Source organism: Thioclava sp. F42-5, from assembly GCF_002213195.1.
GTDB lineage: Bacteria > Pseudomonadota > Alphaproteobacteria > Rhodobacterales > Rhodobacteraceae > Thioclava > Thioclava nitratireducens.
This window is the reverse complement of record NZ_NBNZ01000001.1, coordinates 261,694-285,582: the sequence shown is the minus strand read 5'-3', so window position 1 is coordinate 285,582 and position 23,889 is coordinate 261,694. Positions and strand designations below refer to the sequence as shown.

Sequence of the window (23,889 nt, the reverse complement as noted above, 5' to 3'; positions counted from 1 at the left end):
GGTAAGTTCTGCCGCAACGCACGAAGGATTATTTCAACATGGCCACCTCTCGGCTCGACGATATCGACCGCAAAATCCTTGCTGAACTGCAGGCGGACGGGCGGATGACGAATGTCGAATTGGCGAAACGCGTGGGGATTTCGGCCCCGCCGTGCCTGCGCCGCGTGCGCACGCTCGAAGAGGCGGGTTACATTCGTGGCTACCATGCCGATGTAAACCCGCGCGAACTGGGATTCGAGGTGCAGGTCTTCGCGATGGTGCGCCTGCACAGCCAGGCCGAGGCGGACCTGTCGAATTTCGAGGCGCGCTGCCGGGAATGGCCGCTCGTGCGCGAGTGCCACATGCTCAATGGCGAGATCGATTTCGTGCTGAAATGCGTGGCGCCCGACCTGTCGAGCTTCCAGAGCTTCCTGACAGGACAACTTACCGCCGCCGAGAACGTCGCCAGCGTGAAAACCTCGCTGGTAATCCGCTGTGCCAAGGACGAGCCGGGCGTGCCCTTCGACGTGCTCGAAGAGCGTATCGCCAAACTGGCCTGAGCCTTGCCCTGAACCCATCCGTTGCCGGAGGGGCGCTGCCCCTCCCTTCGCTGTCGCGAATTCCCGCCCCGGGATATTTTCGCCAAGCCGAAGGGGCGCGTGGCCGCTTCGCTCTTGAGAAATATCCCGAGGGGGCCGTAGGCCTCGGGGGCAGAGCCCACTTCTTTTTTGATATATGTCGCCGGCCGGCGACGCGTTTCTTGATATATTTCGCCGTCCGGCGACGGGGCGGCGCCCCTCAGCGCGTCTCTTTCGGGCGCAGCACCAGCCAGATCAGCGCGGCGCCGGCCAGCGTCAGAAACGGGATCATCGCGAGGTTGACTGCCTGCCAGCCCGCCTGGGCATTGCCGCTCTGGGTGCAGTTCATCAGCCCGCCCGAGGCGAGCGAGGCGAGGAAGACGCCGCCGAACACCACGAAATCGTTCATCCCCTGCACATGCCCGCGCTCTTCCGGGCTATGGGCTGAGGCGAGCATCGCGGTCGCCCCGATGAAGCCGAAGTTCCAGCCGAGCCCGAGGAGGATGAGCGTGGCGTAGAACTGTGCGAGATCGACGCCGCTCAGCGCCATCGCACCCGCTGCGGCGAGAATGGCCAGTCCTGTGCCGACGATCGCCTCTTTGCCGAAACGGGCGATCAGGTGGCCGGTGAAAAAGCTCGGCACATACATGGCGAGCACATGCGCCGAGACGATATTAGCCGCGTCCGCTTGCTCGAACCCGCAGCCGACGACCGCGAGCGGCGTCGAGGTCATCACGAGGTTCATCAACGCGTAGGAGACCATGGCGCAGATCATCGCGACGAGGATGACCGGATCTTTCAGCAACTCGCGGCGGCTGCGGCCCTCGTGACGTTCGTGCTTCTTGCGCCGTCCCGGGGCGGGGATGTCGAGGAAGGAAAACAGGATCGGCCCGAGCGCATTGATCGCGATGATCGCGAGATATGTCGCCATGAAGGGTACGACCATCGCCTCGCTCGTGACTTTCACCAACTGAGGCCCGATGATCGCAGCCACCAGCCCGCCCGCCATCACGTAGGATATCGCCTTGGGCTGAAACTCCGCGCTGGCGGTATCGGTCGCCGCGAAGCGGTAGAAGCCCTGCGCCGACATGTATGTACCGGTGAAGAACGACCCCAGCATGAAGAGCGCGAAGGAGCCGTGGAACAGCGCATAGGCCGCGGTCGCCGCCCCCAGCGCGCCCATCGCATTGGCGAGGATGAAACCCGCGCGGCGACCCTTTGCTGCCATGAATTCCGACATCGGCTGTGCCGAGAGGACCGAGCCAAGAATGATCAGCGACAGGGGCAGCGTCGCGAAGCAGGGGTTGGGCGAGAGCATCTGGCCCGCGAGCCCGCCCACGGTGAAAATCATCGGCATCTGCGCGCCAAGCAGCGCCTGTGCCAGGACCAGCACGATCGTGTTGCGCATTTCGCGCGTGGCGGGAGGGGCGGGAATGTCACTCATGACAGCTTGCTAGCGTGGCGATTGGGGGCTGGCAAGCGGGCGCGGCATGAGGCAGGGTGTCGCGCATGGTTGGACGTATCATTACTTGCGAAGACGACATTGCCGAAGGCACCGAATTTCTCTGCCGCGCCGAGCCGCGTTTTGCGGAGGTCTGTGCGCTGACGGGGCCTTGGCCCTTACGCCGCCGCGAGGACGGGTTCGAGGCGCTGCGCGACGCGATCATCGGCCAGCAGGTTTCGGTCGCCGCCGCGAATTCGATCCGCAACAAGGTTATCGGCGCGGGCTTCGGAGATCCGGTCTCGATCGCCGGCGCCTCGGAAGAGGACCTGCGCGCCTGTGGCCTTTCGCGCCAGAAGGTGCGCTACTTGCAGGCGCTCTCCAATTCCGGTGTCGATTTCGAGGGGCTGCGCGCGATGCCCGACGAGGAGGTGGTCGCGCAGCTCCTGCCGATCCCCGGCATCGGGCGTTGGACCGTGGAGATGTACCTGATCTTCGCTCTGGGCCGCGCCGATGTTTTTGCGGTTGACGATCTGGCGCTCGCCGAAGGGGCGCGGCTGCTATTCGATCTACCCGAGCGGCCCAAGCGCAAGCAATTCAATGAGCTATCGTCGGCCTGGTCGCCGTGGCGCGCGGTTGCGGCGCGTGGCCTCTGGGCCTATTACGCGGCGTGTAAAGATCGTGAAGGAGTTGCCCCATGACCCGCAAGCTGGACGCCGGACGCAGAGAGCCGCAATCCGGTACAGTGAAATCCGCCGTGGTGTTTCTGCATGGCTACGGTGCGGACGGGGCGGACCTTCTGGGCCTCGCCGATCCGCTGGGCCAGCATTTGCCCGACACGCTGTTTCTCGCGCCCGACGCGCCTGAGCCCTGCCGCGCGGCCCCTTACGGTCGTCAATGGTTCCCGATTCCGTGGATCGACAATTCCAGCGAAGCGGAATCCGCTCAAGGTCTCAAGGATGCTGCAGCCGACGTGGATGCGTTCCTCGACTCCGTGCTGGAAGAGCAGGGGCTGACGCCCGCGCAGCTCGCCGTGATCGGCTTCTCGCAAGGCACGATGACCGCGCTCGAAGTGCTGCCGCGCCGCGCCGAACCGGTCGCGGGACTGGTGGCTTTCTCGGGGCGTCTGCTGCGCCCGGAAGCCCTGGGCACTGAGGCGATCTCGAAGCCGCCGGTGCTGCTGATCCATGGCGATCAGGATCCGGTCGTGCCCTTTGCCGATATGGGCAAGGCTGGCGATGCGCTGGTCTCGGCGGGTTTCGACACTTATGCCCATGTAATGAAGGGCACCGGGCACGGAATCGCACCGGACGGACTCTCGGTGGCGCTGTCCTTCCTGCAGGACAAGCTGCCCGGCTGATCGGCGGGGCATGCCGCAGCGCCGCGACGCCGGGCTCCATTCTCCGTCTTGGGCCGTCATTTCCCTGTCATGGCAGTTTGCTACCCATGCCGCATGGCAGCAATCGCGAGATCAAGAGGCTTGCCAGATCGCGAACGCCATATATAGTCATGGATAAGGCAGGGGCGGACCCCGCCCCTGAGCCGAGGCAGGCGACAGGGCGAGGACGGAGTCACCCATGCTGGACGAATGCGACAGGACCGATTTTCGAACGCAATTCACCCGTGAACCGGCGGCGCTGAGACAGCATCCGGCACTGGTGCTCAACGCCGATTTCCGACCGCTCTCCTATTACCCGCTCTCGCTATGGCCTTGGCAGGAGGCGATAAAGGCGGTCTTCCTCGACAGGGTGACGATCCTCGCCGAATACGAAGAGGTGGTGCGCAGCCAGAGGCAGGCCTTCAAAATCCCCTCCGTCGTCGTCCTCAAGGAATATGTCCGACCCCAGAAGCGCGTGGCTTTCACGCGCTTCAATCTTTTTCTGAGGGACGAATTCAAGTGCCAGTATTGCGGCAAGAAGGGCGATCTGACCTTCGACCACGTGATTCCGCGCTCGCGCGGTGGAATCACCAGCTGGGAGAATGTCGTGGCAGCCTGCGCGCCGTGCAATCTGCGCAAGGCCAACAAGCCGCTGGAACGCTCGGGGATGCAGCTTCTCAAGCCCGCGCGCCAGCCCCAGCCCGAGGACATGCTCCGCATCGGGCGGCGCTTCCCGCCGGGCTATCTGCATGAAAGCTGGATGGACTTCCTCTACTGGGACACCGAGCTGGAAGCCTGAGAAAAAGGGCGCGCCTTATCCGACACGCCCTTCGTATTGGGGAAATATCCCAGGGGGCTTGCGCAGCAAGCGGGGGCAGAGCCCCCTCTGAGACCCTTAGTGCCCTACTGCGACCTGACCGCCATTCGACAGCTTGTCGATGATCGTCTCGGTCGCCTGGTTCATCCCCACGACCTTCACATCCGTTCCGGCCATCCGGAACTTACCCACCGCTCGGTCGAGCGCCGACACCGAGGAAATGTCCCAGATATGCGCGTGGGTCAGGTCGATCACCACGCGGTCGAGCTTCTCCTGGAAGTCGAAGGCGCGATTGAACTCTTCGACGGTCGCGAAGAAGATCTGGCCCTTGATGTAATAGGTCCGAAGGTGATGCGCCTCGTTGTAGCGCGAGGTGATCTCGGTCATCCGCGCGATCTTGCCCGCGAAGAAGATGCCCGAGAGCAGCACGCCCACCAGCACGCCGATCGCGAGGTTATGGGTGGCGACGACGAAGGCGACGGTGGCCAGCATCACCACGTTGGACGACATCGGCATGGTGCGCAGCTGACCCAGCGAGGCCCAGCTGAACGTGCCGATCGAGACCATGATCATGATCGCCACCAGCGCGGGCATCGGAATGCGGCCCACCCATTCGCCCAGAACCACACAGAAGATCAGCAGCGCGATCCCCGCGGTCAGGGTCGACAGGCGCGTGCGCCCGCCCGAGGTGACGTTGATCACCGACTGGCCAATCATCGCGCAGCCCGCCATGCCGCCGATGAAGCCGGTGCAGAAGTTGGCGATGCCCTGACCGAAGCATTCCTGACGACGGTCCGAGCGAGTGTCGGTCATCTCGTCGACGATGTTCTGGGTCATCAGGCTTTCCAGCAGGCCCACGACCGCCACGCCCACCGAATAGGGCAGGATGATCTGCAGCGTCTCGAAATTGAACGGCACGTTCGGAACCAGGAGCGAGGGCAGCTGATCGGGCAGGGCCCCCATGTCGGACACCGTGTGCACGTCGTCGAGCCCAAGCCCCATCGAGACCGCGCTGAGAACGAGGATCGCGATCAGCGGCGAGGGGATGGCGCGGAAGAAGCGCGGCAGCAGATAGATGATCGCAAGGCCAAGCGCGACGAGCGCATAGGTCGCCACCACCGGCACGTTGGCCGGGTTCAGCTCAGGCCATTGTGCCATGAAGATCAGGATGGCGAGCGCGTTCACGAAGCCGGTCATCACCGATTTCGATACGAAGCGCATCACCGTCCCGAGGTTGAGCGCCCCCGCGATCACCTGGATCACGCCCGCCAGCACCGTCGCGGCCAGCAGGTAATCCAACCCGTAGCTGCGCACGAGCGTGCCCATCAGCACCGCGGTCGCGGCGGTCGCGGCCGAGATCATGCCGGGGCGGCCGCCGAAGAAGGCGGTGATCGTTGCGATCATGAAGGAGGCGTAGAGGCCCACTTTCGGGTCGACGCCCGCGATGATCGAGAAAGCGATGGCCTCGGGGATCAGCGCCAGCGCCACCACGAGACCGGAAAGGATGTCAGCGCGGAAGTTGCCAGTCCACTGGCTGCGCCATTGCGACAGGGTCATAAGATCGTCCTGCAATTAGAAAGGCCCGCGACCGGGGAGGGGCGGGCCGGAGGATGTGAGATTTGGCGCAGCCAATACCCGGCTGACGTCGCGATGCCAAGCCCCGTAGGCCGGGTTTTAAGAAAAATTCAAAGAAGATTAGGCCGGATTGCCCGATTTCGCGGCAAATTTCGCGAGACTGGTGGCCAGATCGCCATAGCCGGTAAAACGCCGCTCATAGCGCAGTCCGAGCCGCTCCGCCGCCCCGCGCGCCTTCGCATCTAGCGCCGGATCGTCGGTCTGGGCCTGATAGATCAGCCGGTCGTAATTGCCGAACATCATCGGGATCAGCTCCGGATGACGGTCGAAGCCCATCGGCTTCCAGACGAAAGCGTCGAACTGCCGCGTCAGGAAATCGGTGAGGTAGAAGGCCGTGATCTCGTCTTCCGCCGTTTCGGCGAAGGCGGCATTGCCTTCGAAAAACGAATAACAATGCGGGCCTTCGACCATCTCGACGCCCAGGGACTTGCACTTTTCCGACAATTGTCCGCCCGTGCCGCAATCGGCATAGACCACGAAGATATCGTCGTATTGGTCGCGATAATGCAGCACCGCCTCTTCGACGGCGGCGGTGATCTTCTCGGGGTAGAGGTGCAGATTGGCGGGCAGGCAGGTCAGGTCGATATGATCCCAGCCATTGATCCGCTTGAGCGCGAGAATCTCCCGCGCGAGCGCCCCGCAGGCGATCAGCAGAAGCCGTCCCGACCCCTCGGGAGCTAAGCCATCTTTCGTTAAGGTCGTGTCGCCGGGAAGCGAGGCACCTGTCCGGGCGGTCATTCCACCCGGGCCATCATCCGGGCAACGCCTGCTGCGACGAGAACCATCAGCCCGAGCATCGCCATCGGGAACCCCGATGCGGCGAAGGCCCAGATCGTCAGGCCGGCCAGAACGATCACGAACAGGATCAGCAGCAGAAAATGTGGCAGCGGCATTTCGCGTTTCCCCCTTCCTTTCAAGTATGGGGCGGGGAAGGGCACATGAAAAGGCCCCGATGAAAAAATCGGGGCCCTCTCCATGTATGTCAGGCGTGATGCGGCCGCGATCGGCGATCAGGCGCTCATCTGGTTGTGCTTGCGAGCGATGAAATCCTTCGCCGTCTCGACCGCCACGGCGGCGTCGCGGCAATAGGCATCGGCACCGATCGCCCTTCCGAATTCCTCGTTGAGCGGCGCACCGCCAACCAGAACGATGTAATCGTCGCGGATGCCCTGTTCCTTCATCGTGTCGATCACGACCTTCATATAGGGCATCGTGGTGGTCAGCAGCGCGGACATGCCGAGGATATCGGCCTCTTCGCGGGCGATCGCCTCGAGATAGTTCTCGACCGGGTTGTTGATGCCCAGATCGACGATCTCGAAGCCTGCGCCTTCCATCATCATCGCAACGAGGTTCTTGCCGATATCGTGGATATCGCCCTTCACCGTGCCGATCACCATCTTGCCCATGCGCGGCGCGCCGGTCTCGACCAGCAGCGGCTTGAGAATGGCCATGCCGCCCTTCATCGCGTTCGCCGCCAGCAGAACTTCCGGCACGAACAGGATACCGTCGCGGAAGTCGTTGCCCACGATGGTCATGCCCGCGACGAGGGCCTTGGTCAGAATGTCATACGGCGTCCAGCCGCGGTCGAGCAGGATGCGGGTGGCCTCTTCGATCTCTTCCTTGAGACCGTCATAGAGGTCATCCATCATCTGCGCGGTAAGCTCGTCATCGTCGAGTTCCGAGAGGATGATATCGTCGTCGTCTTCGGCCATGTCCAATAGTCTCCTGCTAGCCGGTGTTACCCTGTGGTGGGGCCGTGGCCCCGTCAAGTCTTGGCGAATTGCGACATGCGCGGTGTTTTGTCCGACCTCGCATGGTGTTGCCGGGCGGATACCCGGACTCTACTTGGCAAATGTTCTCATTTCGTTCTAAATTCCGGGCATGAGTCTGCCATTCGACCTTCCCCCCGCGAACCCGTCCGAGCGTCTGCGCGCGCGCGGCGCCGCGGCGCGCCCCGTGGGCCGGTTCGAGCCCTTCTCCCGCGCGCCCGAACATGACGGCTGGGACATTCCCGAAGAGGAGCGCCTGACCCGAACCGAAGTCTCGGTAGAGCGACCGCGCTCCGTCATCACCCGCAACCAGTCGCCAGATGTGCCCTTCGAGCGCTCGCTCAACCCCTATCGCGGCTGCGAGCATGGCTGCATCTACTGCTTCGCGCGCCCCAGTCACGGCTATCTCGGCCTCTCGGCTGGCTTGGATTTCGAGACCCGGCTGATTGCGCGTCCCGAGGCGCCGCAGGTGCTCGAAGAAGAGCTGCGCAAGAAAAGCTATCGTCCGAACGTGCTCGCCATCGGCACGAATACCGATCCCTATCAGCCGCTCGAGCGCAAGATGGAGATCATGCGCGCCGTTCTGGAAGTGCTGCAGGCCTATCGCCATCCGGTCTCTATCGTCACCCGCGGCTCGACCATCCTGCGCGATCTCGACATCCTCGCGCCGATGGCCGAGGCGGGATTGGCCCAGGTCGGCGTGTCGGTGACGACGCTCGACGCCAAACTCGCCCGCGATCTGGAGCCCCGCGCCCCGAGCCCGCCGACCCGGATCCGCATGATCCGCGAACTGTCGCGCGCGGGCATCCCGGTGCGCGTCATGGCCGCTCCGATGATCCCGGGACTCACCGATCACGAGCTCGAAGCGATCCTGACCGAGGCGCGCAGGGCAGGGGCCAAGGCCGCCTCGATGATGCCGGTGCGCCTGCCGCACGAGGTGGCGCCGCTTTTCGCCGACTGGATGGAGCGGCATCACCCCGGCAAGGTCGAGAAAGTGCTGGGCCGGATCCGCGACATGCGCGGCGGCAAGCTCAACGATCCGCGCTTCGGCGAGCGGATGAAGGGCGAGGGAGAGATGGCGGAACTGTTGCAGCAGCGGTTCAAGCTGAGCTGCAAGCGGCTGGGCTTCGCGCGTCATCTGCCCGATCTCGACGTGACGCAGTTCCGCGTGCCGCCCCGGCCGGGCGATCAGCTCGAACTGTTCTGATCTCGTCTGAGACGCGTGCATGCTCCATCAGCCGAGAAAAATCCCGGCCCTTCCTTCGTATTGGTTCAAATATCCCGGGGTGAGGCCGCAAGGCCGAGGGGCAGCGCCCCTCAATCCGCGCTTAGCTGCGCCGACGTCCCCGACGTTCGCGCTTGGGCGCATCCCCGCTCAGGCCGTCATCCTCCGACGAGAACCCACCCAGAACCGAGGAAATCTGATCGAGCGTCGGGCGTTCGCCGCGCGGACGCGTCTCCAGCGCCTCGCGCATCGCGACCAGATGCTCGGCCATCGTGCCGCAGCAGCCGCCGATGATCGTGGCGCCGCAATCGCGCGCCATCACCGCATATTCCGCCATCAGCTCGGGCGTGCCGTCGTAATGGATATGGCCGTCGACATATTTCGGGATGCCCGCATTGCCCTTGGCGATGATCGGGCGCTCGGTCCCGGTTGCGGCAAAGCCAAGAACGGTGCGCAGAAGGTCCGATGCGCCGACCCCGCAATTCGCGCCGAAGGCCAGCGGCGGGTGGGCCAGCTTGTCGACCATCGAGACCATCGCCTGCGAGGTCAGGCCCATCATCGTGCGCCCTGCGGTGTCGAAGCTCATCGTGCCGCACCACGGCATCCCCGCCAGATGGCAGGCCTCGGCGGCGGCCTTGTATTCTTCCTGCGCCGAGATCGTCTCGACCCAGAGGATATCCGCGCCGCCCTCTTTCAGACCCTCGGCCTGTTCGTGGAACATCTCGACCGCGAGTTCGTGGGTCAGCGTACCCATCGGCGCGAAAATCTCACCCGTCGGGCCCATCGAGCCCGCAACGACCACCGGGCGCGACTGCTTGTCGGCGACCTCGCGGCCGATCTCGGCGGCGAGGCGGTTCAACTCGCGCACGCGGTTCTGGGCGTTGTGCAGTTTCAGTCGCGAGGCATTGCCGCCGAAGCTGTTTGTCAGGAACAGGTCCGAGCCCGCATCGACGGCGAGCGAATAGAGCTTCGCGATCTTCGCGGGCTCGTCGGCATTCCACAGTTCCGGCGCTTCGCCCGAGGCCAGCCCCATGTTGAACAGGTTGGTGCCGGTCGCGCCATCGGTCATCAGCCAATCGCGGGTTTCCAGAAGGCGGCTCAGCGCGTCGGTTTTCGGGGCGGTCATAAGGGCCTCGTCAAATGCAAAAGGGCCGCGTCTGGCGCGGCGGTTGGCTTTGTCCTGCCATGACAGGCGGGATTTGGCAAATTCGTTTCCTTCATGTTCTTGATGAAGGGGCTGCGATCTCGGCTCGATATGCAAAAGGCCGGACGCGCAGGGCATCCGGCCTTTCAATCCGTGTCATGGGCGAGGGCTCACTCGGCCTCGTCGACCACCTGACGACGCGCCTCGGCCATGCATTCGGCCATCTTCGCGCGGATCGTTTGTTCATCGGCTTTGTCGCCTAGATCGCCCGAGAGCTTGCGATACACGTCTTCGTGGCCCGCTTCCTCGAAATCGGAGGTCACGACCTCGCGGACATAGGCATCGGCCTCGGGGCCGGTCTTGCCCAGAAGGCCCGCGGCCCATTGGCCCAGCATCTTGTTGCAGCGCGCATCGGCCTTGAACTGCAGTTCGGCATCATGCGCGAACTTGTTCTCATAAGCGTTTTCGCGATCGTCGAAGGTGGTCATGGCCCTCGTCCCTCCCGGTAAAGTCTCCGTTACCATCGATATGCACATGCACAGGGCGCGCCGCAAGAGGAAAGGGCCGCGATTTGGCCGGTTTGACGGGGCTGTGCATCCGCGTGAACGGCTGTGCGCTTTACCTTGCGAGACTCGCGGGCTTGTCCTATAGGGCGGGCGACACCCTTTCGCGGACGGCGCGCAGGGGCGGCGCGGTATTCCGTTCGGGATGTGGCGCAGGCTCCCACGACGTCCGCGCCAAGCGAGAACGGAGACGCGATGGCACCCCGGCGCAAGAAGATCTACGAAGGCAAGGCGAAGGTTCTGTATGAAGGCCCCGAGCCCGGAACGCTGGTCCAGTATTTCAAGGACGACGCGACCGCCTTCAACGCGCAGAAGCGCGATGTGATCGAGGGCAAGGGCGTGCTCAACAACCGCCTGTCCGAATACTTCATGACCGGCCTGACCAATATCGGCGTGCCGAACCACTTCATCAAACGTCTCAACATGCGCGAGCAACTGATCCGCCAGGTGGAGATCGTGCCGCTCGAGGTGATCGTGCGCAACTTCGCCGCCGGTTCGATCGCGAAGCGTCTGGGGCTGGAAGAGGGCACGCCGCTGCCGCGCCCGATCGTCGAATACAGCTACAAGAACGACGAGCTGGGCGATCCGCTCGTGCCCGAGGAATACATCATCGCATTTGGCTGGGCGAGCCAGCAGGATCTTGACGACATCGTGGCGCTGGCGCTGCGCGTGAACGACTTCCTGACCGGCGTGTTCTATGGCGTCGGCATCAAGCTGGTCGATTTCAAGATCGAGATTGGCCGGGTCTGGGACGGCGATTTCATGCGTCTGATCGTGGCCGACGAGATCAGCCCCGACAGCTGCCGCCTGTGGGACGTCAAGACGGGCCAGAAGCTCGACAAGGACGTGTTCCGCCGCGATCTGGGCAACCTGACCGATGCCTACACCGAAGTCGCCAAGCGCCTTGGCGTGCTACCGACGAATACCCAGCCGATCAAACCGACGCTGATCAACTGAAAGGACCGCTCGTGATGAAAGCCCGCGTTCATGTGATGCTGAAGGATAGGGTGCTCGACCCGCAGGGCGAGGCCGTGCGCCACGCATTGGGCCATATGGGCTTCGACGGCGTCGCAGGCGTGCGCCAGGGGAAGGTGATCGAGCTGGACCTGACCGCGACCGACGCCGCCTCCGCCGAGGCCGAGGTGAAGGAAATGTGCGAGAAGCTCCTCGCCAACACCGTGATCGAGAAATACACCATCGAGATCGCCTGATCCGGGCAGGGTGGGGGCGCTGCCCCCGTGGCCTGCCGGCCAATCCCCCCCCCGCGATATTTGTACCAAGCCGAAGGCCGTACTGGCCTTACTCGACAGGTTCGACCCTCAAGGCCAGGAGTTTGCGCCCATGAAAGCCGCCGTCATCACCTTCCCCGGATCGAATTGCGACCGTGACCTGAGCATGGCCTTCGCGGCAGCCGGGGCGGATGTCGTCAAGGTCTGGCACAAGGAAACCGCATTGCCCGAAGGCATCGACATCATCGGTGTGCCGGGCGGGTTCTCCTATGGTGACTACCTGCGCTGCGGCGCCATCGCCTCGCGCTCGCCCATCGGGCAGGCCGTGGCGGATTTCGCGGGCAAGGGCGGCTATGTCATGGGGATCTGCAACGGCTTCCAGGTGCTGACCGAGATGCGGCTTCTGCCGGGCGCGCTGATGCGCAATGCGGGGCTGAAATTCGTATCGAAACCGCTGGCGCTGCGCGTGGCGACGACCGACAGCGCCTATACCTCGGGCTATGAGCTTGGGCAGGAGATCATGATCCCGGTCGCACACCATGACGGCAACTATCAGATCGACCCCGAGGGCCTCGCGCGTATCGAGGGCGAGGACCGCGTGGCGTTCCGCTATGGCGAGAACCCCAACGGGTCTGTCGACGATATCGCGGGCGTGCTAAGCGAGAACCGCCGGGTGCTGGGCATGATGCCCCACCCCGAACGCGCGATCGAGGCTGCGCAGGGCGGCGCCGACGGGGCGGCGCTTTTCCGCGCGTTGAGCGGGATGCTGGCAACCGCCTGATCTCGCGCGCTTGTTGCGCTCTGGGCCTTGGCTTAGACTTCGCGCATGACGCACGTGCAGACACGTTCGACGATTTTACCGGATGAGCCGCCCGAAGGTGAGGGCGGGCTCGGCGTTATGGCGCGCTCGCCGCGGGCCCGCTGGCTGCTGCGCATCGCGGTGGTGCTGATCCTCGCGCTGGCCGGGACGGTGATGTGGATCACCAACCAGTGGCTCACCCAGCGTTTCACCGAGACGACGCGCGTGCGCACCGAGCTGCGCCTCGCGCTCTACACCGGCAACATCATGTCGGAATTGCAGCGGACTTCCGTGGTGCCGCTGTTGCTGGCGCGCGACCCGCAACTGACGCAAGCTCTTGATACGACTGATTATTCCACTGCCTCCGCGCAGCTGATCACGGCCAAGAAAGAGGTCGCTGTCGCCTCGATCCGACTGTTGGACATGCAGGGCCGCGTTGTGGCCTCGACCAATCGCACGCAGATCGGCACGCCCTTTCCGAACGCGCCCTTCTTCGTCGATGCGACCCGTTCGCGCGGGACGATCTTCTCGGTCAACGAGCCCGAGGCAGGCGGCACCGAGTTCGACTACTCGCGGGCGGTGATCCAGAACAACAAGCCCGTCGGCGTGATCGTCGTCGAAGCGGACCTGTCGAAATTCGAGCGTGCCTGGGCGGGGATTTCCGATGCGCTGGCCGTGGTCGACAGCGAGGGCAAGATCATCCTGACGACCGAGCCGCGCTGGCGCGGCGTGACGATGTCGGAGGCGCTGGCCGCACGCTCGGCCCCCTCCGCGATCGAACGCGCGCTGCAGGCGACCGCGGACTGGGCGAATGATGCGCCCGACGCCTATCTGAAGGGCCGTGCGGTGATGCGGACCGAGGCGCGCATTCCGTTCCGCGGCTGGAAAATGATCGCCTTTACCAGCTACGATTCCGTGCGCGAACGGGTGAACGCCGTGCTCGCGCTCGAGATCATGGGCTTCGCGATCCTGCTGGCGCTGGTCTTTTACGCGCTATCACGCCGGGCGCGGCGGCAAAGCCAGGAATTGCGGGCGGAATCGGCGGAGCTGCGCCAGTTGAACGCGCGTCTGAGCCGCGAGATCGCCGAGCGTGAGAAGGCGCAGCAGGATCTGGCAGTGGCCGAGCAGACGATCGCGCAAAGCTCGAAGCTCGCCGCTCTGGGCGAGATGTCGGCTGCCGTCAGCCACGAGTTGAACCAGCCGCTGGCCGCGATGAAGACCTATCTAGCTGGCGCGAAACTGCTGTTGCAGCGCGCCCGGGTGGAGGAGGCTTTGTCCTCCTTCCAGCGCATCGACGACCTGATCGGTCGCATGGGCGCGATCACGCGGCAGCTTAAATCCTATGCCCGCAAGGGCGGCGAGGCGTTCGAGCCGGTGGACCTGCGGGTGGCGCTGTCGGAGGCGCTCTCGATGATGGAGCCGCAGCTGAAAATTCGCAAATTGCACATTTCCCGCACCATGCCGCGGAGTCCTGTTATGGTTATGGCAGACCGCATCCGGCTGGAGCAGGTGATCATCAACCTGTTGCGCAATGCACTCGACGCTACCAAGTCCGTTGAGGAACCGCAGGTGGAGTTGTTGCTTACCTCGGGGGAAACGGCCGTTCTGAGCGTGCGTGACAATGGTCCCGGGATTTCGGACCTCGACAAGCTGTTCGAGCCGTTCTGGACCACGAAGAAACCGGGGGAGGGGACGGGGCTGGGCCTCGCGATCTCGTCCTCCATCATCAGTGATTTCGGGGGGCGTCTGACCGCCCATAATTCCGAAAGCGGGGGCGCGGTGTTCGAAGTGCAGCTGCCCCTTCTGGCGGACAAGAACAGGGCCATAAAGGCCGCGGAGTAAGACATGGCAAGACTAATGAAGGTAGCGATCGTCGATGACGAGGAAGACATGCGGCAGTCGGTCAGCCAATGGCTGGCGCTGTCGGGCTTCGACGCCGAGACCTATGCCAGCGCCGAAGATGCGCTGAAAGTGATCGGCCCCGATTGGCCGGGCGTGGTGATCACCGATATCCGGATGCCCGGCATGGACGGGATGGCCTTCCTCAAGCGGCTGATGGGCATCGATAGCGGTCTGCCGGTCATCATGATCACCGGCCACGGCGATGTGCCGATGGCGGTCGAGGCGATGCGCCTTGGCGCGATGGACTTCATGGAAAAGCCGTTTTCGCCGGATCGGATGACCGAACTGGCCAAACGCGCCACGCAGGCGCGGCGCACCACGCTGGATAACCGCGCGCTGCGCCGCGATCTGGCCGAGGGCGAGAAGGTGATGGGCAAGCTGATCGGCACCTCCGAACCGATGGAACGCCTGCGCGAGGATATTCTCGATCTGTCTCAGGCTGATGGCCACGTTCTGATCGATGGCGAGACCGGCACCGGCAAGACGCTCGTGGCCCATGCATTGCACGCGACGGGTCCCCGCGCGGGAAAGAAATTCGTCATGGTCAGCTGCGCCGCGCTGACCGAGGAAGCCCTCTCTGCCAAGCTGTTCGGCCCGGTCGAGGAGGGCGGTCTGCCGCTGATGGAAGAGGCCCGCGGCGGCACGCTCTGTCTCGAGGATGTCGAGGCGCTCAGCCAGTCGCTGCAGGCGCGGCTTTTGCAATTCATCAACGATCAGGGCGCGCCGGCGGAGACCCGGATCGTCGCGATCTGCAACACCCATGGCGAGGGAAAGACGGTCGAGGACGCGCTGCGCCCCGATCTGTATTATCGTCTGGCCGCTCTGAAGATCACCCTGCCGCCGCTGCGTGCGCGCGGCGAGGATATCCTGACGCTGTTCAACCGCATGTCCGAGCAATTCGCGGACGAATACGGCTGCGACGTGCCCGAAGTGACCGCGCAGGAAGCGGCACAACTGCTGCAGGCTCCGTGGCCGGGCAATGTGCGCCAGCTGATCAACGTGGCCGAACGCGCGGTGCTGCAATCGCGCCGGGGGTCGGGCTCCATCGCGTCGCTCTTGATGACCGACGACGAAGAGGCGGGCCCGGCTGCGATCACCACAGAGGGCAAGCCGCTCAAGGAATATGTCGAGAGCTTCGAGAAGATGCTGATCGACAACACGATGCGGCGCCACAAGGGGTCGATCTCGGCGGTGATGGAAGAACTGTGCCTGCCGCGTCGGACGCTGAACGAGAAGATGGCGAAATACGGCCTCGCGCGCGCCGATTACCTGTGAGGCCTGCGCCCGCGCAGGCCCCCTCGATGCGGGCGCGTGCAGGCAGCTTTCGAACAAGACGACGTGAGCGGCGCGGGCCCGGATGGCACCGCGCCGCGGCATTTTCAGGCCCAGGGCGAAAAATCCCCGGGACGGGCCTGCCCAATCGTTGATCTTTGCCCGGAATCGGGGCGCGATTAACCCTTCCGTTACGAAAATTCGATTGTGTTCCCGGTGGCTGTGCCGCTATGGTCGAAACCAGTCGGTTTCACGCCAAACGTGTGAACCCTCCGAAATTCGCTGATGCCTTGGCCGATCCGGCGCAGATGATGCGCAAGGGGCCCCGGCTCAACCGATTGGCCGAAAGGCCGCAAGTTTGTCTCCCTCTGCCGCATATGCCGGGATGGAGGCCGTTAATTGGGCGCCAAGCGGCTAAGGCCGACCGCGCCTTGGAAAGAACCGCGATGATGCGTGACGGGATTTCGCAGATGAAGACGGGCAGGCTCGACGCCACCGCCGTCTGCGCGCATGTCCGCAGCCTCGCCTCAAGGACAGTTTCAGCCCAAGACAGCGCCGCGCCCCCGGGCCGGTCGCAAAGGGCTGACCTATTGGAATTACATGGCAAAGAAGATGCTTATCGATGCCACCCACGCGGAAGAGACCCGCGTCGTGGTGGTGGACGGCAACAAGGTCGAGGAATTCGACTTTGAGACCATCAACAAACGGCAGCTCGCCGGCAATATCTATCTCGCGAAAGTAACGCGCGTCGAACCGTCGCTGCAGGCGGCTTTCGTCGACTACGGCGGAAACCGGCACGGGTTCCTCGCCTTCGCGGAAATCCACCCCGATTACTACCAGATCCCTGTCGCCGACCGCGAAGCGCTCCTCGAAGAAGAGCGACAGCTTGCCGAGGCCGCTGCCGAGGAAGAGGAAAAGCCGAAATCACGCCGCCGCCGCTCGCGCCGGTCGTCGAACAAGGCGGAAAAGGCCAAGCAGGACGACGCGGTCGTCAGCTCGGACGAAATCCCGGGTATGGGCGTCGTCGATCCCGAGGCGGAAGACGAGAACGCCGATGCCGCCAGCGAAGAGGCGGAAGGGGACGCGCAGACGGAAACCTCCGAAGCTCCGGCCGAGGAAGCGCCCGCTTCGGAAGCTGCTGAGAAAACCGCGGCTGTGGAAGCTGCGCAATCCGACGAGGATGACAGCGACGACACGGAGGACGATGACGACGACGCGACCGAGGCCGATAGCGGCATCGAATCCGTCGCCGACGAGGATGTCGAGGAAGAGATCCGTCCGGCCCGCAAGCCGCGTCCGCGCCGCTACAAGATCCAGGAAGTAATCAAGGTGCGCCAGATCATGCTGGTGCAGGTCGTCAAGGAAGAGCGCGGCAACAAGGGCGCCGCTCTGACCACCTATCTCTCGCTGGCAGGCCGCTACTGCGTGCTCATGCCCAACACCGCGCGCGGTGGTGGCATCTCGCGCAAGATCACCAACGCCGCCGACCGCAAGAAGCTCAAGGAAATCGCGGGCGAGCTGGACGTGCCGAAAGGTGCCGGCCTGATCGTGCGTACGGCGGGCGCGCAGCGCACCAAGACCGAGATCAAGCGCGATTACGAATACCTGATGCGCCTGTGGGAGCAGATCCGCGATCTGACGATGAAATCCGTCGCACCGGCGCCGATCTACGAGGAAGGCGATCTGATCAAGCGGTCGATCCGCGACCTCTACAACAAGGATATCGACGAGGTTCTCGTCGAGGGCGAGCGCGGCTACCGCGCGGCGAAGGCGTTCATGAAGATGATCATGCCGAGCCACGCCAAGAACGTGAAGCACTACGCCGAGTCGCTGCCGCTCTTCGCGCGCCATCAGGTGGAAAGCTACCTCGCCTCGATGTTCAACCCGACCGTTCAGCTCAAGTCCGGCGGCTATATCGTGATCGGCGTGACCGAAGCGCTCGTCGCGATCGACGTGAACTCGGGCCGGGCCACCAAGGAAGGCTCGATCGAGGAAACCGCGCTCAAGACCAACCTTGAAGCCGCCGACGAAGTGGCCCGCCAGCTGCGCCTGCGCGACCTCGCCGGGCTGATCGTGATCGACTTCATCGACATGGACGAGCGCAAGAACAACTCGGCCGTCGAAAAGCGCATGAAAGAGCGCCTCAAGACCGACCGCGCGCGCATTCAGGTCGGACGCATCTCCGGCTTCGGCCTGCTCGAGATGAGCCGCCAGCGCCTGCGTCCGGGCATGATCGAATCCACGACGCAGCCCTGCGCCCATTGCCACGGCACCGGCCTGATCCGCTCCGACGACAGCCTCGCGCTGAGCGTTCTGCGCGCGATCGAGGAAGAGGGCACCCGCAAACGGACCCGCGAGGTTCTGGTGCGTGCGCCCGTCGCGGTCGCCAACTACCTGATGAACGCCAAGCGCGAACATGTGGCAGTGATCGAGGCCCGCTACGGTATGTCCGTGCGCATCGAGGCCGCGCCCGAGCTAGTCTCGCCCGATTTCACCATCGAGAAGTTCAAGACCGCGACCCGCAATGTTGCGGAAGTGGACAGCCCCGTGGTGTCCGCGTCGGCAAGCCTGATGGCCGAAATCGACGAGGCGGAGGACGAGACCGAGGCCGAAGCCGAGGCGCAGACCCCGGAGGTCGAGACCGAGGCCGAGGAGCAGCCTAAGAAGAAGCGCCGCCGCCGTCGCCGTCGCAAGAAGTCGAATGGCGAGAACGGGGAGAATAACGACTCTTCGGAGAACGGCGATCAGTCGTCGGGCGACCAGAAGTCGGACGATCAGAAGTCTGAACCGACCGGAGGTCAGGACGCGCCCGCCAAGGCCGAACCCGCGCAAGCGGCAGAGGCTCCGGCGGACGAGGCCAAGACCGAGGCGCAGACCGACGTCAAGACCGAGGCTCAGCCGGAGGAAGAAGCGCCGAAGCCGAAGCGCCGCTCGCGCGCCCGCAAGAAGGTCGAAGAACCGAAAGCGGACGCCGAGACTGCGGAAGCTGCGGTTGAGGGCACCGAGGCCAAGGCCGAGGAAGAAGCTCCCAAGCCGAAGCGCCGCACGCGGTCGCGCAAGAAGGTGGATCCCGAGGCGGATGCGCAAGCCGCCGTCGAAGGCAGCGCCGCCGGCGCCAAGGTCGAGGCCGCAGCGGCGGAGGAAGAGGCGCCCAAACCCAAGCGCCGCTCCCGTGCGCGCAAGAAGGTCGAGGAGCCCGTAGCGGAGACGCCCGAGAGCCCTGAGCCGCCGGAAACCCCGCAGCCCGACGCGCCGACCGAGCCGCAGGAGACGCCGCAGCCCGACGCGCCCGTCGAGACGCCCGAGCCTACGCCGCAGGAAACCCCTGCCGACGTGCCGCAGGAAACGCCGCCCGCGCCCGAGCCGGAAACCCCGTTCGAGCAGCCTCCGGAAACGCCGCAGCCTGATGCTCCGGTCGAATTGCCCGGTGGTCCGGCCTTCGCGGAAACCGAAGCCGAGGGCGAAACCATGACCGAGGAGGCGCCCAAGCCCAAGAAACGGGGCTGGTGGAGCCGCTGAGGCAGCCTCAGATTTGAGAAAGGCCGGGCAGAGCGCCCGGCCTTTTTCGTTTTCATATCTGCTTATCCGCGCTCAGGCGGCCAGTTCCTGTGCATGGCGGGTCAGTTGCAGCGCCGCCCGCGCCGCCTCGCGGCCCTTCTCGACGAAATGGCTGCCAAAGATCGCCCGGTGGTGATCGGTCTCCTGGAACTGATGCGGTGTCAGCGAGACCGACAGCACGGGCACGCCCGTCTCCAGCCCCACCTGCATCAGGCCATTCACCACGGCCTGCGCCACGAAATCATGCCGGTAGATTCCGCCATCGACGACCAGAGCCGCGCCCGCGATCGCCGCGTAGCGGCCCGTTCGGGCCAGTTCCTGCGCCCTCAGCGGCAGCTCGAACGCGCCGGGCACGTCGAAGACATCGACCTGCGCCGCCGGGATCTCTTCGAGAAACCCCTCGAGCGCGCGGTCGATGATATCAGCGTGCCAATTGGCCTTGATAAAAGCGTAACGGGTGTGTGTCATCGTGATCTCCTTGCTAGCGACACGTCACCCAAGGCGATCACATACAGGCCGCGCCCGCGCGAGAAGGCGCGGGATCGGCTGCATATTCTCTTCCATCCGGACTGTAACCGTCGGCTCAGGCCTCGCACCTGATCTGCTGACCCTCGCACGACGGCGAGGCGCTCGCGGGCTCGCGGATTTCGCCGCATACCGCCGGTGGGGAATTTCGCCCCGCCCTGAGAATGGCCGGAGATTGGCACGCGCTTATGTCCTCGGCAAGGGGCTCAGTTCCTCGGCCAGCCTTACCAGCATCGGGAGACTGATCATCAGCGGCGGGCCGACGCCGGGCAGGTGCGCAACGCGAGGGCCATCAGCCCCTGCGTACGAGATAGACCTTCACGCCTTCCCAATCCTCTGCCTCGACAAGCTCGTGCCCGCATTGCGCGCAAAAATGGGGCACGTCGATCCAGCTCGCCCCGTCGGTCGCGACCAGCTGGACCAGCGTGCCGGGCGCCGCCGCCTCCAACGCTTTGCGCAGGCGCAAGACGGGCAGGGGGCACAACAACCCCTTTGCATCGATTTCGACATCGGGTTTCATGCCGGAGGTTCTCGCGCGCCCGCGCTGATTTGTCCACGCTGTTGTTATCTCACGACCCGGTGACCGCGCGCGAGGAATGGGGTAGAGGAAGAACATGTTTGGAATCGATCTCGTCTCTGCCGCTTTCCTGCCCGCCGCTTTCGTGGCGCTCTTTGCGGGTCTGCTGTCATTCCTCAGCCCGTGCGTGCTGCCGATCGTGCCGCCCTATCTCGCCTATATGGGCGGGGTCAGCATGGGCGACCTGCGCGAGGGCAAACGCTCGGCGGCGGTGCCTGCGCTGTTCTTCGTTCTTGGCCTGTCGACGGTGTTCCTGTTCATGGGGTTCGCCGCCTCGACCTTCGGGCGGTTCTTCCTGACCAATCAGGTGCTGTTCGGACGGATCGCGGGCGGAGTGATCGTGATCCTCGGCCTGCATTTCCTCGGCGTCTTCCGCATCCCGATCCTCGACCGCGAGGCGCGGCTGGATGCGGGCGACCGGGGCGGCTCGAGTTTGGGTGCCTATGTGCTGGGGCTCGCCTTCGCCTTCGGCTGGACGCCCTGCATCGGCCCGCAGCTGGGTGCGATCCTGTCGCTGGCCGCCCAAGGCGGCGATCAGGCGCGCGGCACCGCGCTGCTGGCGGTCTATGCGCTGGGTCTGGGCATTCCGTTCCTGCTGGCCGCGCTGTTCATCCAGCGTGCGATCGGGGTAATGAACCGGCTCAAGGCCTATATGGGCATCATCGAGAAGACGATGGGCGCGCTGCTGGTCGTCGTCGGGATTCTGCTGCTGACCAATGCGTTCTCGGCGATCAGTTTCTGGCTGCTGGAGACCTTCCCGAGCCTTGCAGTGCTGGGCTGACGCCTCACGCCACCATCTGCACCGCGCGGACCAGATCCGCCTCGAAAGCCCGCAGCATAGCGGGCTTTTCCATGTCGGGCAGGCGCAGCAGGTAGGACGGGTGCATGGTGATCAGCATCGGCGTGCCATCGTCGAGTACCTCCACCGTGCCGCGCCGCTTGAGAAGGCCGCGCCGATCCCCGGTGAGGCACTCCAGCGCCGTCGCGCCCATCGCAAGGATCGCCTTCGGCTTCACCAGAGCGCGTTCCCGGTCGAGCCACCAGCGGCAGTGATGAATTTCCTGCCGGTCGGGCGACTGGTGGATGCGCCGTTTGCCGCGCGGGGTGAATTTGAAATGCTTCACCGCATTGGTGATGAAGGCGCGATCGCGGGACAGGCCAGCCCGCGCCGCCACCTCGTCGAAAAGCTGCCCTGCGGGGCCGACGAAGGGGCGGCCCTCGAGATCCTCGAAATCGCCCGGCTGCTCGCCCACGATCATCAGCGGCGCATCCAGCGGCCCTTCGCCCGGTACTGCCTGCGTTGCGTTCTCCCAAAGTGGGCAGCGGCGACAGCCGTTCAGCCCGGCGAGCAGCTCCGCGCGGTCGCCGACAGGCGGCGGGGTGGCGCGGTCGCTTGCCAGCCGTTCGGTGATCTTGCCTGCACGGGCCGGGGCCAGCGTGGGGGCACTTAATGCCATCTCCTCGGCGCGGGCCTGTGCGGTGGCGATCATCTCGGGGATGAGGCTGGCTTCGGGGAGGTTATGCCAATATTTGCGCGGCATTTCGGATTGCATCGCGTCGACCTTCAGCCGCGCCGGGTTGAAGATGTTGCGGAAATAGGTGCGCCAGAGGTCTTCGGCGCCATCCTCGGGCAGATCGGGGCGCGGCTGCCCCTCGCTGAAGCGCAGTTTGCCCGCTTCGAAATGCGCCGTCAGATCGGGCGTGAAGATCGTCCAGTCCATGTCGCCGAAACGTTTCACGAAGAACGGCGCGGTCAGCTCGCAGATGTAATGCGTGGGTTCGAACCACGCGGCAAAGCGGCGACGTGGGGCGTCGTGCGCCCCGATTTCGCGGAAGCGCACGAAGGCCGTCATCTTGTGGCGGTCGCGCGAGACCTCCTTGGCCATGCGGTTCAGTCGGTCGATGCGCGGATCGGCGCGGTCTTCCAGCAGGCGCCTGTCGGATCGCAGCGCCCAGAGCACCGCGTAAGCCCGCGCGAAGCGTTCCGGGTCGCGATGACAGACCACGAGCCGGGCGAGGTCGACAAAGCCCTTTGGCACGCTCACAGCGCTGCCCGTGGGGATAGGTGCGTCCTGCGCGAAGAGATCGGCCTCCGCCGCCCCGCGATGCCAGAGGAGCTCCTCGGGCGGGATGCCAGCGCCCAAGGCTGCGCGGGCCTCGTCTCGCCAGGCCTCGAACGTGCCGATCTCGGGCAAGGTGATCGTCCGCATCACAACAGCCGCAACTGCTGCGGCGGCGGGGCGAAGCGGGCGCGCAAATCGGCTGCATCGGTCAGTGCGCGCGGGTGCCAGTCCAGCAGCGTGATGAAGGGTTTCGCTTGCTTCAGATTCGCCCCCATGCGCCTCAGGTCTTCGTAGCGCAGGGTCCGGTAGCGGCGGGTCGCCAGCACCCGGTTCACCGTCTTCACCCCCAGCCCCGGCACGCGCAGCAGCATCTCGCGCTCTGCCCTGTTCACGTCGAGCGGAAACAGATGCCGGTTCGCCAGTGCCCAGGCGAGCTTGGGATCGACCGTCAGATCGAGATTGCCGTCGGTGGTGCCTTGCGAGATCTCGTCCACGTTAAAGCCGTAGAAGCGCAGCAGCCAGTCCGCCTGATACAGGCGATGCTCGCGCATCAGTGGTGGCTTGATCAGGGGCAGGGCGGCGGAGCTGTCCGGGATCGGCGAGAAAGCGGAGTAATAGACGCGTTTGAGCGCATAGCTCGAATAGAGCCGGGTCGAGGTTTTCAGGATCGTCGTGTCATTCGCCCCGTCCGCGCCGACGATCATCTGCGTCGATTGCCCGGCGGGCGCGAATTTCGGAGGGCGCTTCCCGGTGAAGCTGCGTTCCTTCCGCGCCTCGCGCAGCACCCGCACGTCGCCCATCGCGCGGCGGATCTGGGCGGGATCCTTTTCCGGCGCATAGTCCTGCACCGCGCGGTCGGTCGGCAGCTCGACATTGATCGAGAGGCGATCGGCGTAAAGGCCCGCCTCCTCGATCAGCTCGGGGGCTGCGTCGGGGATGGTCTTCAGATGGATATAGCCGCGGAAATTATGCTCGACCCGCAAGAGCTTCGCGATCCGCACCATGTCGGCCATCGTGTCATCGGGCGAGCGGATAATGCCGGAGGATAGGAACAGCCCCTCGATATAGTTGCGGCGGTAGAATTCCAGCGTGAGGGTCACGACCTCCTCGGGAGAGAACCGCGCGCGGGTGACGTTGGAACTCACCCGGTTCACGCAATAGGCGCAGTCATAGATGCAGAAATTCGTCATCAGGATCTTCAGCAGGCTGATGCAGCGCCCGTCCGGCGTGTAGGCGTGACAGATGCCGGAGCCGGTGACCGAGCCGATCCCTTTGCCATCCTTCGAGTCGCGCCGCTGCCCGCCGCTCGACGCGCAGGAGGCATCGTATTTCGCCGCATCCGAGAGGATCGCCAGTTTCTGATCGAGGGTCATCCTTGCCATGTGTTCACTATATGTTCACGCTATCTGCCTTTCAATAATTCCATGACAAAGGG

At 64.6% G+C, this 23,889-nt stretch carries 23 protein-coding genes and 1 riboswitch; of the genes, 12 read left to right on the top strand and 11 right to left on the bottom strand.

Annotated features, from left to right (window positions below; translation table 11 throughout):
• Window positions 1-38 precede the first annotated feature (38 nt).
• Window positions 39-539: an Lrp/AsnC family transcriptional regulator gene (locus B6V74_RS01315; RefSeq protein ID WP_075774529.1), complete on the top strand. Its 501-nt coding sequence runs from the start codon at window positions 39-41 to the stop codon at window positions 537-539.
• 238 nt (window positions 540-777) lie between these two features.
• Here B6V74_RS01315 and B6V74_RS01310 read toward each other — a convergent pair whose 3' ends face one another.
• Window positions 778-2,001 (bottom strand): MFS transporter, encoded by a 1,224-nt coding sequence (locus tag B6V74_RS01310; RefSeq protein ID WP_075774530.1) that lies wholly within the window; start codon window positions 1,999-2,001, stop codon window positions 778-780.
• A 65-nt stretch (window positions 2,002-2,066) separates the two neighbouring features.
• Between B6V74_RS01310 and B6V74_RS01305 the strand changes: the two genes are divergently transcribed.
• From B6V74_RS01305 to B6V74_RS01295, 3 genes are all read left to right on the top strand, one after another.
• Window positions 2,067-2,699, top strand: coding sequence for a DNA-3-methyladenine glycosylase (locus B6V74_RS01305; RefSeq protein WP_088721755.1), 633 nt, complete (start codon window positions 2,067-2,069; stop codon window positions 2,697-2,699).
• The gene (locus tag B6V74_RS01300) at window positions 2,696-3,358 is read left to right on the top strand and encodes an alpha/beta fold hydrolase (protein ID WP_088721754.1); all 663 of its coding nucleotides are present in this window, start codon (window positions 2,696-2,698) and stop codon (window positions 3,356-3,358) included. Before B6V74_RS01305 ends, B6V74_RS01300 begins: the two co-directional genes overlap by 4 nt.
• A 217-nt stretch (window positions 3,359-3,575) precedes the next feature.
• Window positions 3,576-4,175 (top strand): HNH endonuclease, encoded by a 600-nt coding sequence (locus tag B6V74_RS01295; protein WP_075774533.1) that lies wholly within the window; start codon window positions 3,576-3,578, stop codon window positions 4,173-4,175.
• A 96-nt stretch (window positions 4,176-4,271) separates the two neighbouring features.
• Here the strand turns inward: B6V74_RS01295 and B6V74_RS01290 are convergent, their stop codons facing one another.
• The 4 genes from B6V74_RS01290 to B6V74_RS01280 form a co-directional block, all read right to left on the bottom strand.
• Window positions 4,272-5,750, bottom strand: a complete 1,479-nt coding sequence (locus B6V74_RS01290) for a SulP family inorganic anion transporter (protein ID WP_088721753.1) — start codon at window positions 5,748-5,750, stop codon at window positions 4,272-4,274.
• A gap of 138 nt (window positions 5,751-5,888) precedes the next feature.
• Window positions 5,889-6,566 (bottom strand): DUF1638 domain-containing protein, encoded by a 678-nt coding sequence (locus tag B6V74_RS01285; protein WP_088721752.1) that lies wholly within the window; start codon window positions 6,564-6,566, stop codon window positions 5,889-5,891.
• Window positions 6,563-6,721, bottom strand: a complete 159-nt coding sequence (locus B6V74_RS18855; protein WP_166504540.1) for a hypothetical protein — start codon at window positions 6,719-6,721, stop codon at window positions 6,563-6,565. The genes B6V74_RS01285 and B6V74_RS18855 overlap by 4 nt, the downstream gene beginning before the upstream one ends.
• 117 nt (window positions 6,722-6,838) lie before the next feature.
• Complete coding sequence (locus B6V74_RS01280) at window positions 6,839-7,540, bottom strand: B12-binding domain-containing protein (protein ID WP_088718864.1); 702 nt, start codon at window positions 7,538-7,540, stop codon at window positions 6,839-6,841.
• A 169-nt stretch (window positions 7,541-7,709) separates the two neighbouring features.
• On the opposite strand from B6V74_RS01280, the gene B6V74_RS01275 reads away from it, so the two are divergent.
• Entirely contained in the window at window positions 7,710-8,804 is a 1,095-nt protein-coding gene (locus B6V74_RS01275; RefSeq protein WP_088721751.1) for a PA0069 family radical SAM protein, read from the top strand.
• 121 nt (window positions 8,805-8,925) lie between these two features.
• Here B6V74_RS01275 and bmt read toward each other — a convergent pair whose 3' ends face one another.
• Both bmt and B6V74_RS01265 read right to left on the bottom strand, forming a co-directional pair.
• Complete coding sequence (bmt, locus tag B6V74_RS01270; RefSeq protein ID WP_075774538.1) at window positions 8,926-9,948, bottom strand: betaine--homocysteine S-methyltransferase; 1,023 nt, start codon at window positions 9,946-9,948, stop codon at window positions 8,926-8,928.
• A 188-nt stretch (window positions 9,949-10,136) separates the two neighbouring features.
• Window positions 10,137-10,454: a DUF1476 domain-containing protein gene (locus B6V74_RS01265; protein WP_075774539.1), complete on the bottom strand. Its 318-nt coding sequence runs from the start codon at window positions 10,452-10,454 to the stop codon at window positions 10,137-10,139.
• Window positions 10,455-10,724: 270 nt separating this feature from the next.
• On the opposite strand from B6V74_RS01265, the gene purC reads away from it, so the two are divergent.
• From purC to B6V74_RS01235, 6 genes are all read left to right on the top strand, one after another.
• Window positions 10,725-11,486: a phosphoribosylaminoimidazolesuccinocarboxamide synthase gene (gene purC / locus B6V74_RS01260; RefSeq protein ID WP_075774540.1), complete on the top strand. Its 762-nt coding sequence runs from the start codon at window positions 10,725-10,727 to the stop codon at window positions 11,484-11,486.
• A 14-nt stretch (window positions 11,487-11,500) separates the two neighbouring features.
• On the top strand, window positions 11,501-11,740 hold the full coding sequence (gene purS, locus B6V74_RS01255) for a phosphoribosylformylglycinamidine synthase subunit PurS (RefSeq protein WP_088721750.1): 240 nt from the start codon (window positions 11,501-11,503) through the stop codon (window positions 11,738-11,740).
• A gap of 130 nt (window positions 11,741-11,870) precedes the next feature.
• Window positions 11,871-12,539, top strand: coding sequence for a phosphoribosylformylglycinamidine synthase subunit PurQ (gene purQ / locus B6V74_RS01250; RefSeq protein ID WP_088721749.1), 669 nt, complete (start codon window positions 11,871-11,873; stop codon window positions 12,537-12,539).
• A gap of 117 nt (window positions 12,540-12,656) precedes the next feature.
• Window positions 12,657-14,399, top strand: coding sequence for an ATP-binding protein (locus B6V74_RS01245; RefSeq protein ID WP_075774543.1), 1,743 nt, complete (start codon window positions 12,657-12,659; stop codon window positions 14,397-14,399).
• Window positions 14,400-14,402: 3 nt separating this feature from the next.
• Window positions 14,403-15,734, top strand: coding sequence for a sigma-54 dependent transcriptional regulator (locus B6V74_RS01240; RefSeq protein WP_075774544.1), 1,332 nt, complete (start codon window positions 14,403-14,405; stop codon window positions 15,732-15,734).
• A 597-nt stretch (window positions 15,735-16,331) separates the two neighbouring features.
• Window positions 16,332-19,250, top strand: a complete 2,919-nt coding sequence (locus B6V74_RS01235) for an Rne/Rng family ribonuclease (RefSeq protein ID WP_088722167.1) — start codon at window positions 16,332-16,334, stop codon at window positions 19,248-19,250.
• Window positions 19,251-19,322: 72 nt separating this feature from the next.
• On the opposite strand, the gene B6V74_RS01230 is transcribed toward B6V74_RS01235, so the two are convergent.
• Both B6V74_RS01230 and B6V74_RS01225 read right to left on the bottom strand, forming a co-directional pair.
• Window positions 19,323-19,763 (bottom strand): 6,7-dimethyl-8-ribityllumazine synthase, encoded by a 441-nt coding sequence (locus tag B6V74_RS01230; protein WP_346425917.1) that lies wholly within the window; start codon window positions 19,761-19,763, stop codon window positions 19,323-19,325.
• A 74-nt stretch (window positions 19,764-19,837) separates the two neighbouring features.
• Window positions 19,838-19,984: riboswitch (FMN riboswitch) on the bottom strand.
• Between the two features lie 122 nt (window positions 19,985-20,106).
• Window positions 20,107-20,334, bottom strand: coding sequence for a sulfurtransferase TusA family protein (locus B6V74_RS01225; protein ID WP_088721747.1), 228 nt, complete (start codon window positions 20,332-20,334; stop codon window positions 20,107-20,109).
• A 94-nt stretch (window positions 20,335-20,428) separates the two neighbouring features.
• On the opposite strand from B6V74_RS01225, the gene B6V74_RS01220 reads away from it, so the two are divergent.
• Window positions 20,429-21,172, top strand: a complete 744-nt coding sequence (locus B6V74_RS01220) for a cytochrome c biogenesis protein CcdA (RefSeq protein ID WP_088718859.1) — start codon at window positions 20,429-20,431, stop codon at window positions 21,170-21,172.
• A 4-nt stretch (window positions 21,173-21,176) separates the two neighbouring features.
• On the opposite strand, the gene B6V74_RS01215 is transcribed toward B6V74_RS01220, so the two are convergent.
• Entirely contained in the window at window positions 21,177-22,601 is a 1,425-nt protein-coding gene (locus B6V74_RS01215) for a UdgX family uracil-DNA binding protein (protein WP_088721746.1), read from the bottom strand.
• A complete protein-coding gene (locus tag B6V74_RS01210) occupies window positions 22,601-23,836 on the bottom strand; it encodes a putative DNA modification/repair radical SAM protein (RefSeq protein WP_088721745.1) in 1,236 nt (411 codons plus the stop codon). Before B6V74_RS01210 ends, B6V74_RS01215 begins: the two co-directional genes overlap by 1 nt.
• Window positions 23,837-23,889: the final 53 nt, after the last annotated feature.

Excerpts from the sequence above, each read along its gene's own strand:
- B6V74_RS01315 (WP_075774529.1), top strand. The coding sequence starts at position 39 with ATGGCCACCTCTCGGCTCGACGATATCGACCGCAAAATCCTTGCTGAA.
- B6V74_RS01310 (WP_075774530.1), bottom strand. The coding sequence starts at position 2,001 with ATGAGTGACATTCCCGCCCCTCCCGCCACGCGCGAAATGCGCAACACG.
- B6V74_RS01305 (WP_088721755.1), top strand. The coding sequence starts at position 2,067 with ATGGTTGGACGTATCATTACTTGCGAAGACGACATTGCCGAAGGCACC.
- B6V74_RS01300 (WP_088721754.1), top strand. The coding sequence starts at position 2,696 with ATGACCCGCAAGCTGGACGCCGGACGCAGAGAGCCGCAATCCGGTACA.
- B6V74_RS01295 (WP_075774533.1), top strand. The coding sequence starts at position 3,576 with ATGCTGGACGAATGCGACAGGACCGATTTTCGAACGCAATTCACCCGT.
- B6V74_RS01290 (WP_088721753.1), bottom strand. The coding sequence starts at position 5,750 with ATGACCCTGTCGCAATGGCGCAGCCAGTGGACTGGCAACTTCCGCGCT.
- B6V74_RS01285 (WP_088721752.1), bottom strand. The coding sequence starts at position 6,566 with ATGACCGCCCGGACAGGTGCCTCGCTTCCCGGCGACACGACCTTAACG.
- B6V74_RS18855 (WP_166504540.1), bottom strand. The coding sequence starts at position 6,721 with ATGCCGCTGCCACATTTTCTGCTGCTGATCCTGTTCGTGATCGTTCTG.
- B6V74_RS01280 (WP_088718864.1), bottom strand. The coding sequence starts at position 7,540 with ATGGCCGAAGACGACGACGATATCATCCTCTCGGAACTCGACGATGAC.
- B6V74_RS01275 (WP_088721751.1), top strand. The coding sequence starts at position 7,710 with ATGAGTCTGCCATTCGACCTTCCCCCCGCGAACCCGTCCGAGCGTCTG.
- bmt (WP_075774538.1), bottom strand. The coding sequence starts at position 9,948 with ATGACCGCCCCGAAAACCGACGCGCTGAGCCGCCTTCTGGAAACCCGC.
- B6V74_RS01265 (WP_075774539.1), bottom strand. The coding sequence starts at position 10,454 with ATGACCACCTTCGACGATCGCGAAAACGCTTATGAGAACAAGTTCGCG.
- purC (WP_075774540.1), top strand. The coding sequence starts at position 10,725 with ATGGCACCCCGGCGCAAGAAGATCTACGAAGGCAAGGCGAAGGTTCTG.
- purS (WP_088721750.1), top strand. The coding sequence starts at position 11,501 with ATGAAAGCCCGCGTTCATGTGATGCTGAAGGATAGGGTGCTCGACCCG.
- purQ (WP_088721749.1), top strand. The coding sequence starts at position 11,871 with ATGAAAGCCGCCGTCATCACCTTCCCCGGATCGAATTGCGACCGTGAC.
- B6V74_RS01245 (WP_075774543.1), top strand. The coding sequence starts at position 12,657 with ATGGCGCGCTCGCCGCGGGCCCGCTGGCTGCTGCGCATCGCGGTGGTG.
- B6V74_RS01240 (WP_075774544.1), top strand. The coding sequence starts at position 14,403 with ATGGCAAGACTAATGAAGGTAGCGATCGTCGATGACGAGGAAGACATG.
- B6V74_RS01235 (WP_088722167.1), top strand. The coding sequence starts at position 16,332 with ATGGCAAAGAAGATGCTTATCGATGCCACCCACGCGGAAGAGACCCGC.
- B6V74_RS01225 (WP_088721747.1), bottom strand. The coding sequence starts at position 20,334 with ATGAAACCCGATGTCGAAATCGATGCAAAGGGGTTGTTGTGCCCCCTG.
- B6V74_RS01220 (WP_088718859.1), top strand. The coding sequence starts at position 20,429 with ATGTTTGGAATCGATCTCGTCTCTGCCGCTTTCCTGCCCGCCGCTTTC.
- B6V74_RS01215 (WP_088721746.1), bottom strand. The coding sequence starts at position 22,601 with ATGCGGACGATCACCTTGCCCGAGATCGGCACGTTCGAGGCCTGGCGA.
- B6V74_RS01210 (WP_088721745.1), bottom strand. The coding sequence starts at position 23,836 with ATGGCAAGGATGACCCTCGATCAGAAACTGGCGATCCTCTCGGATGCG.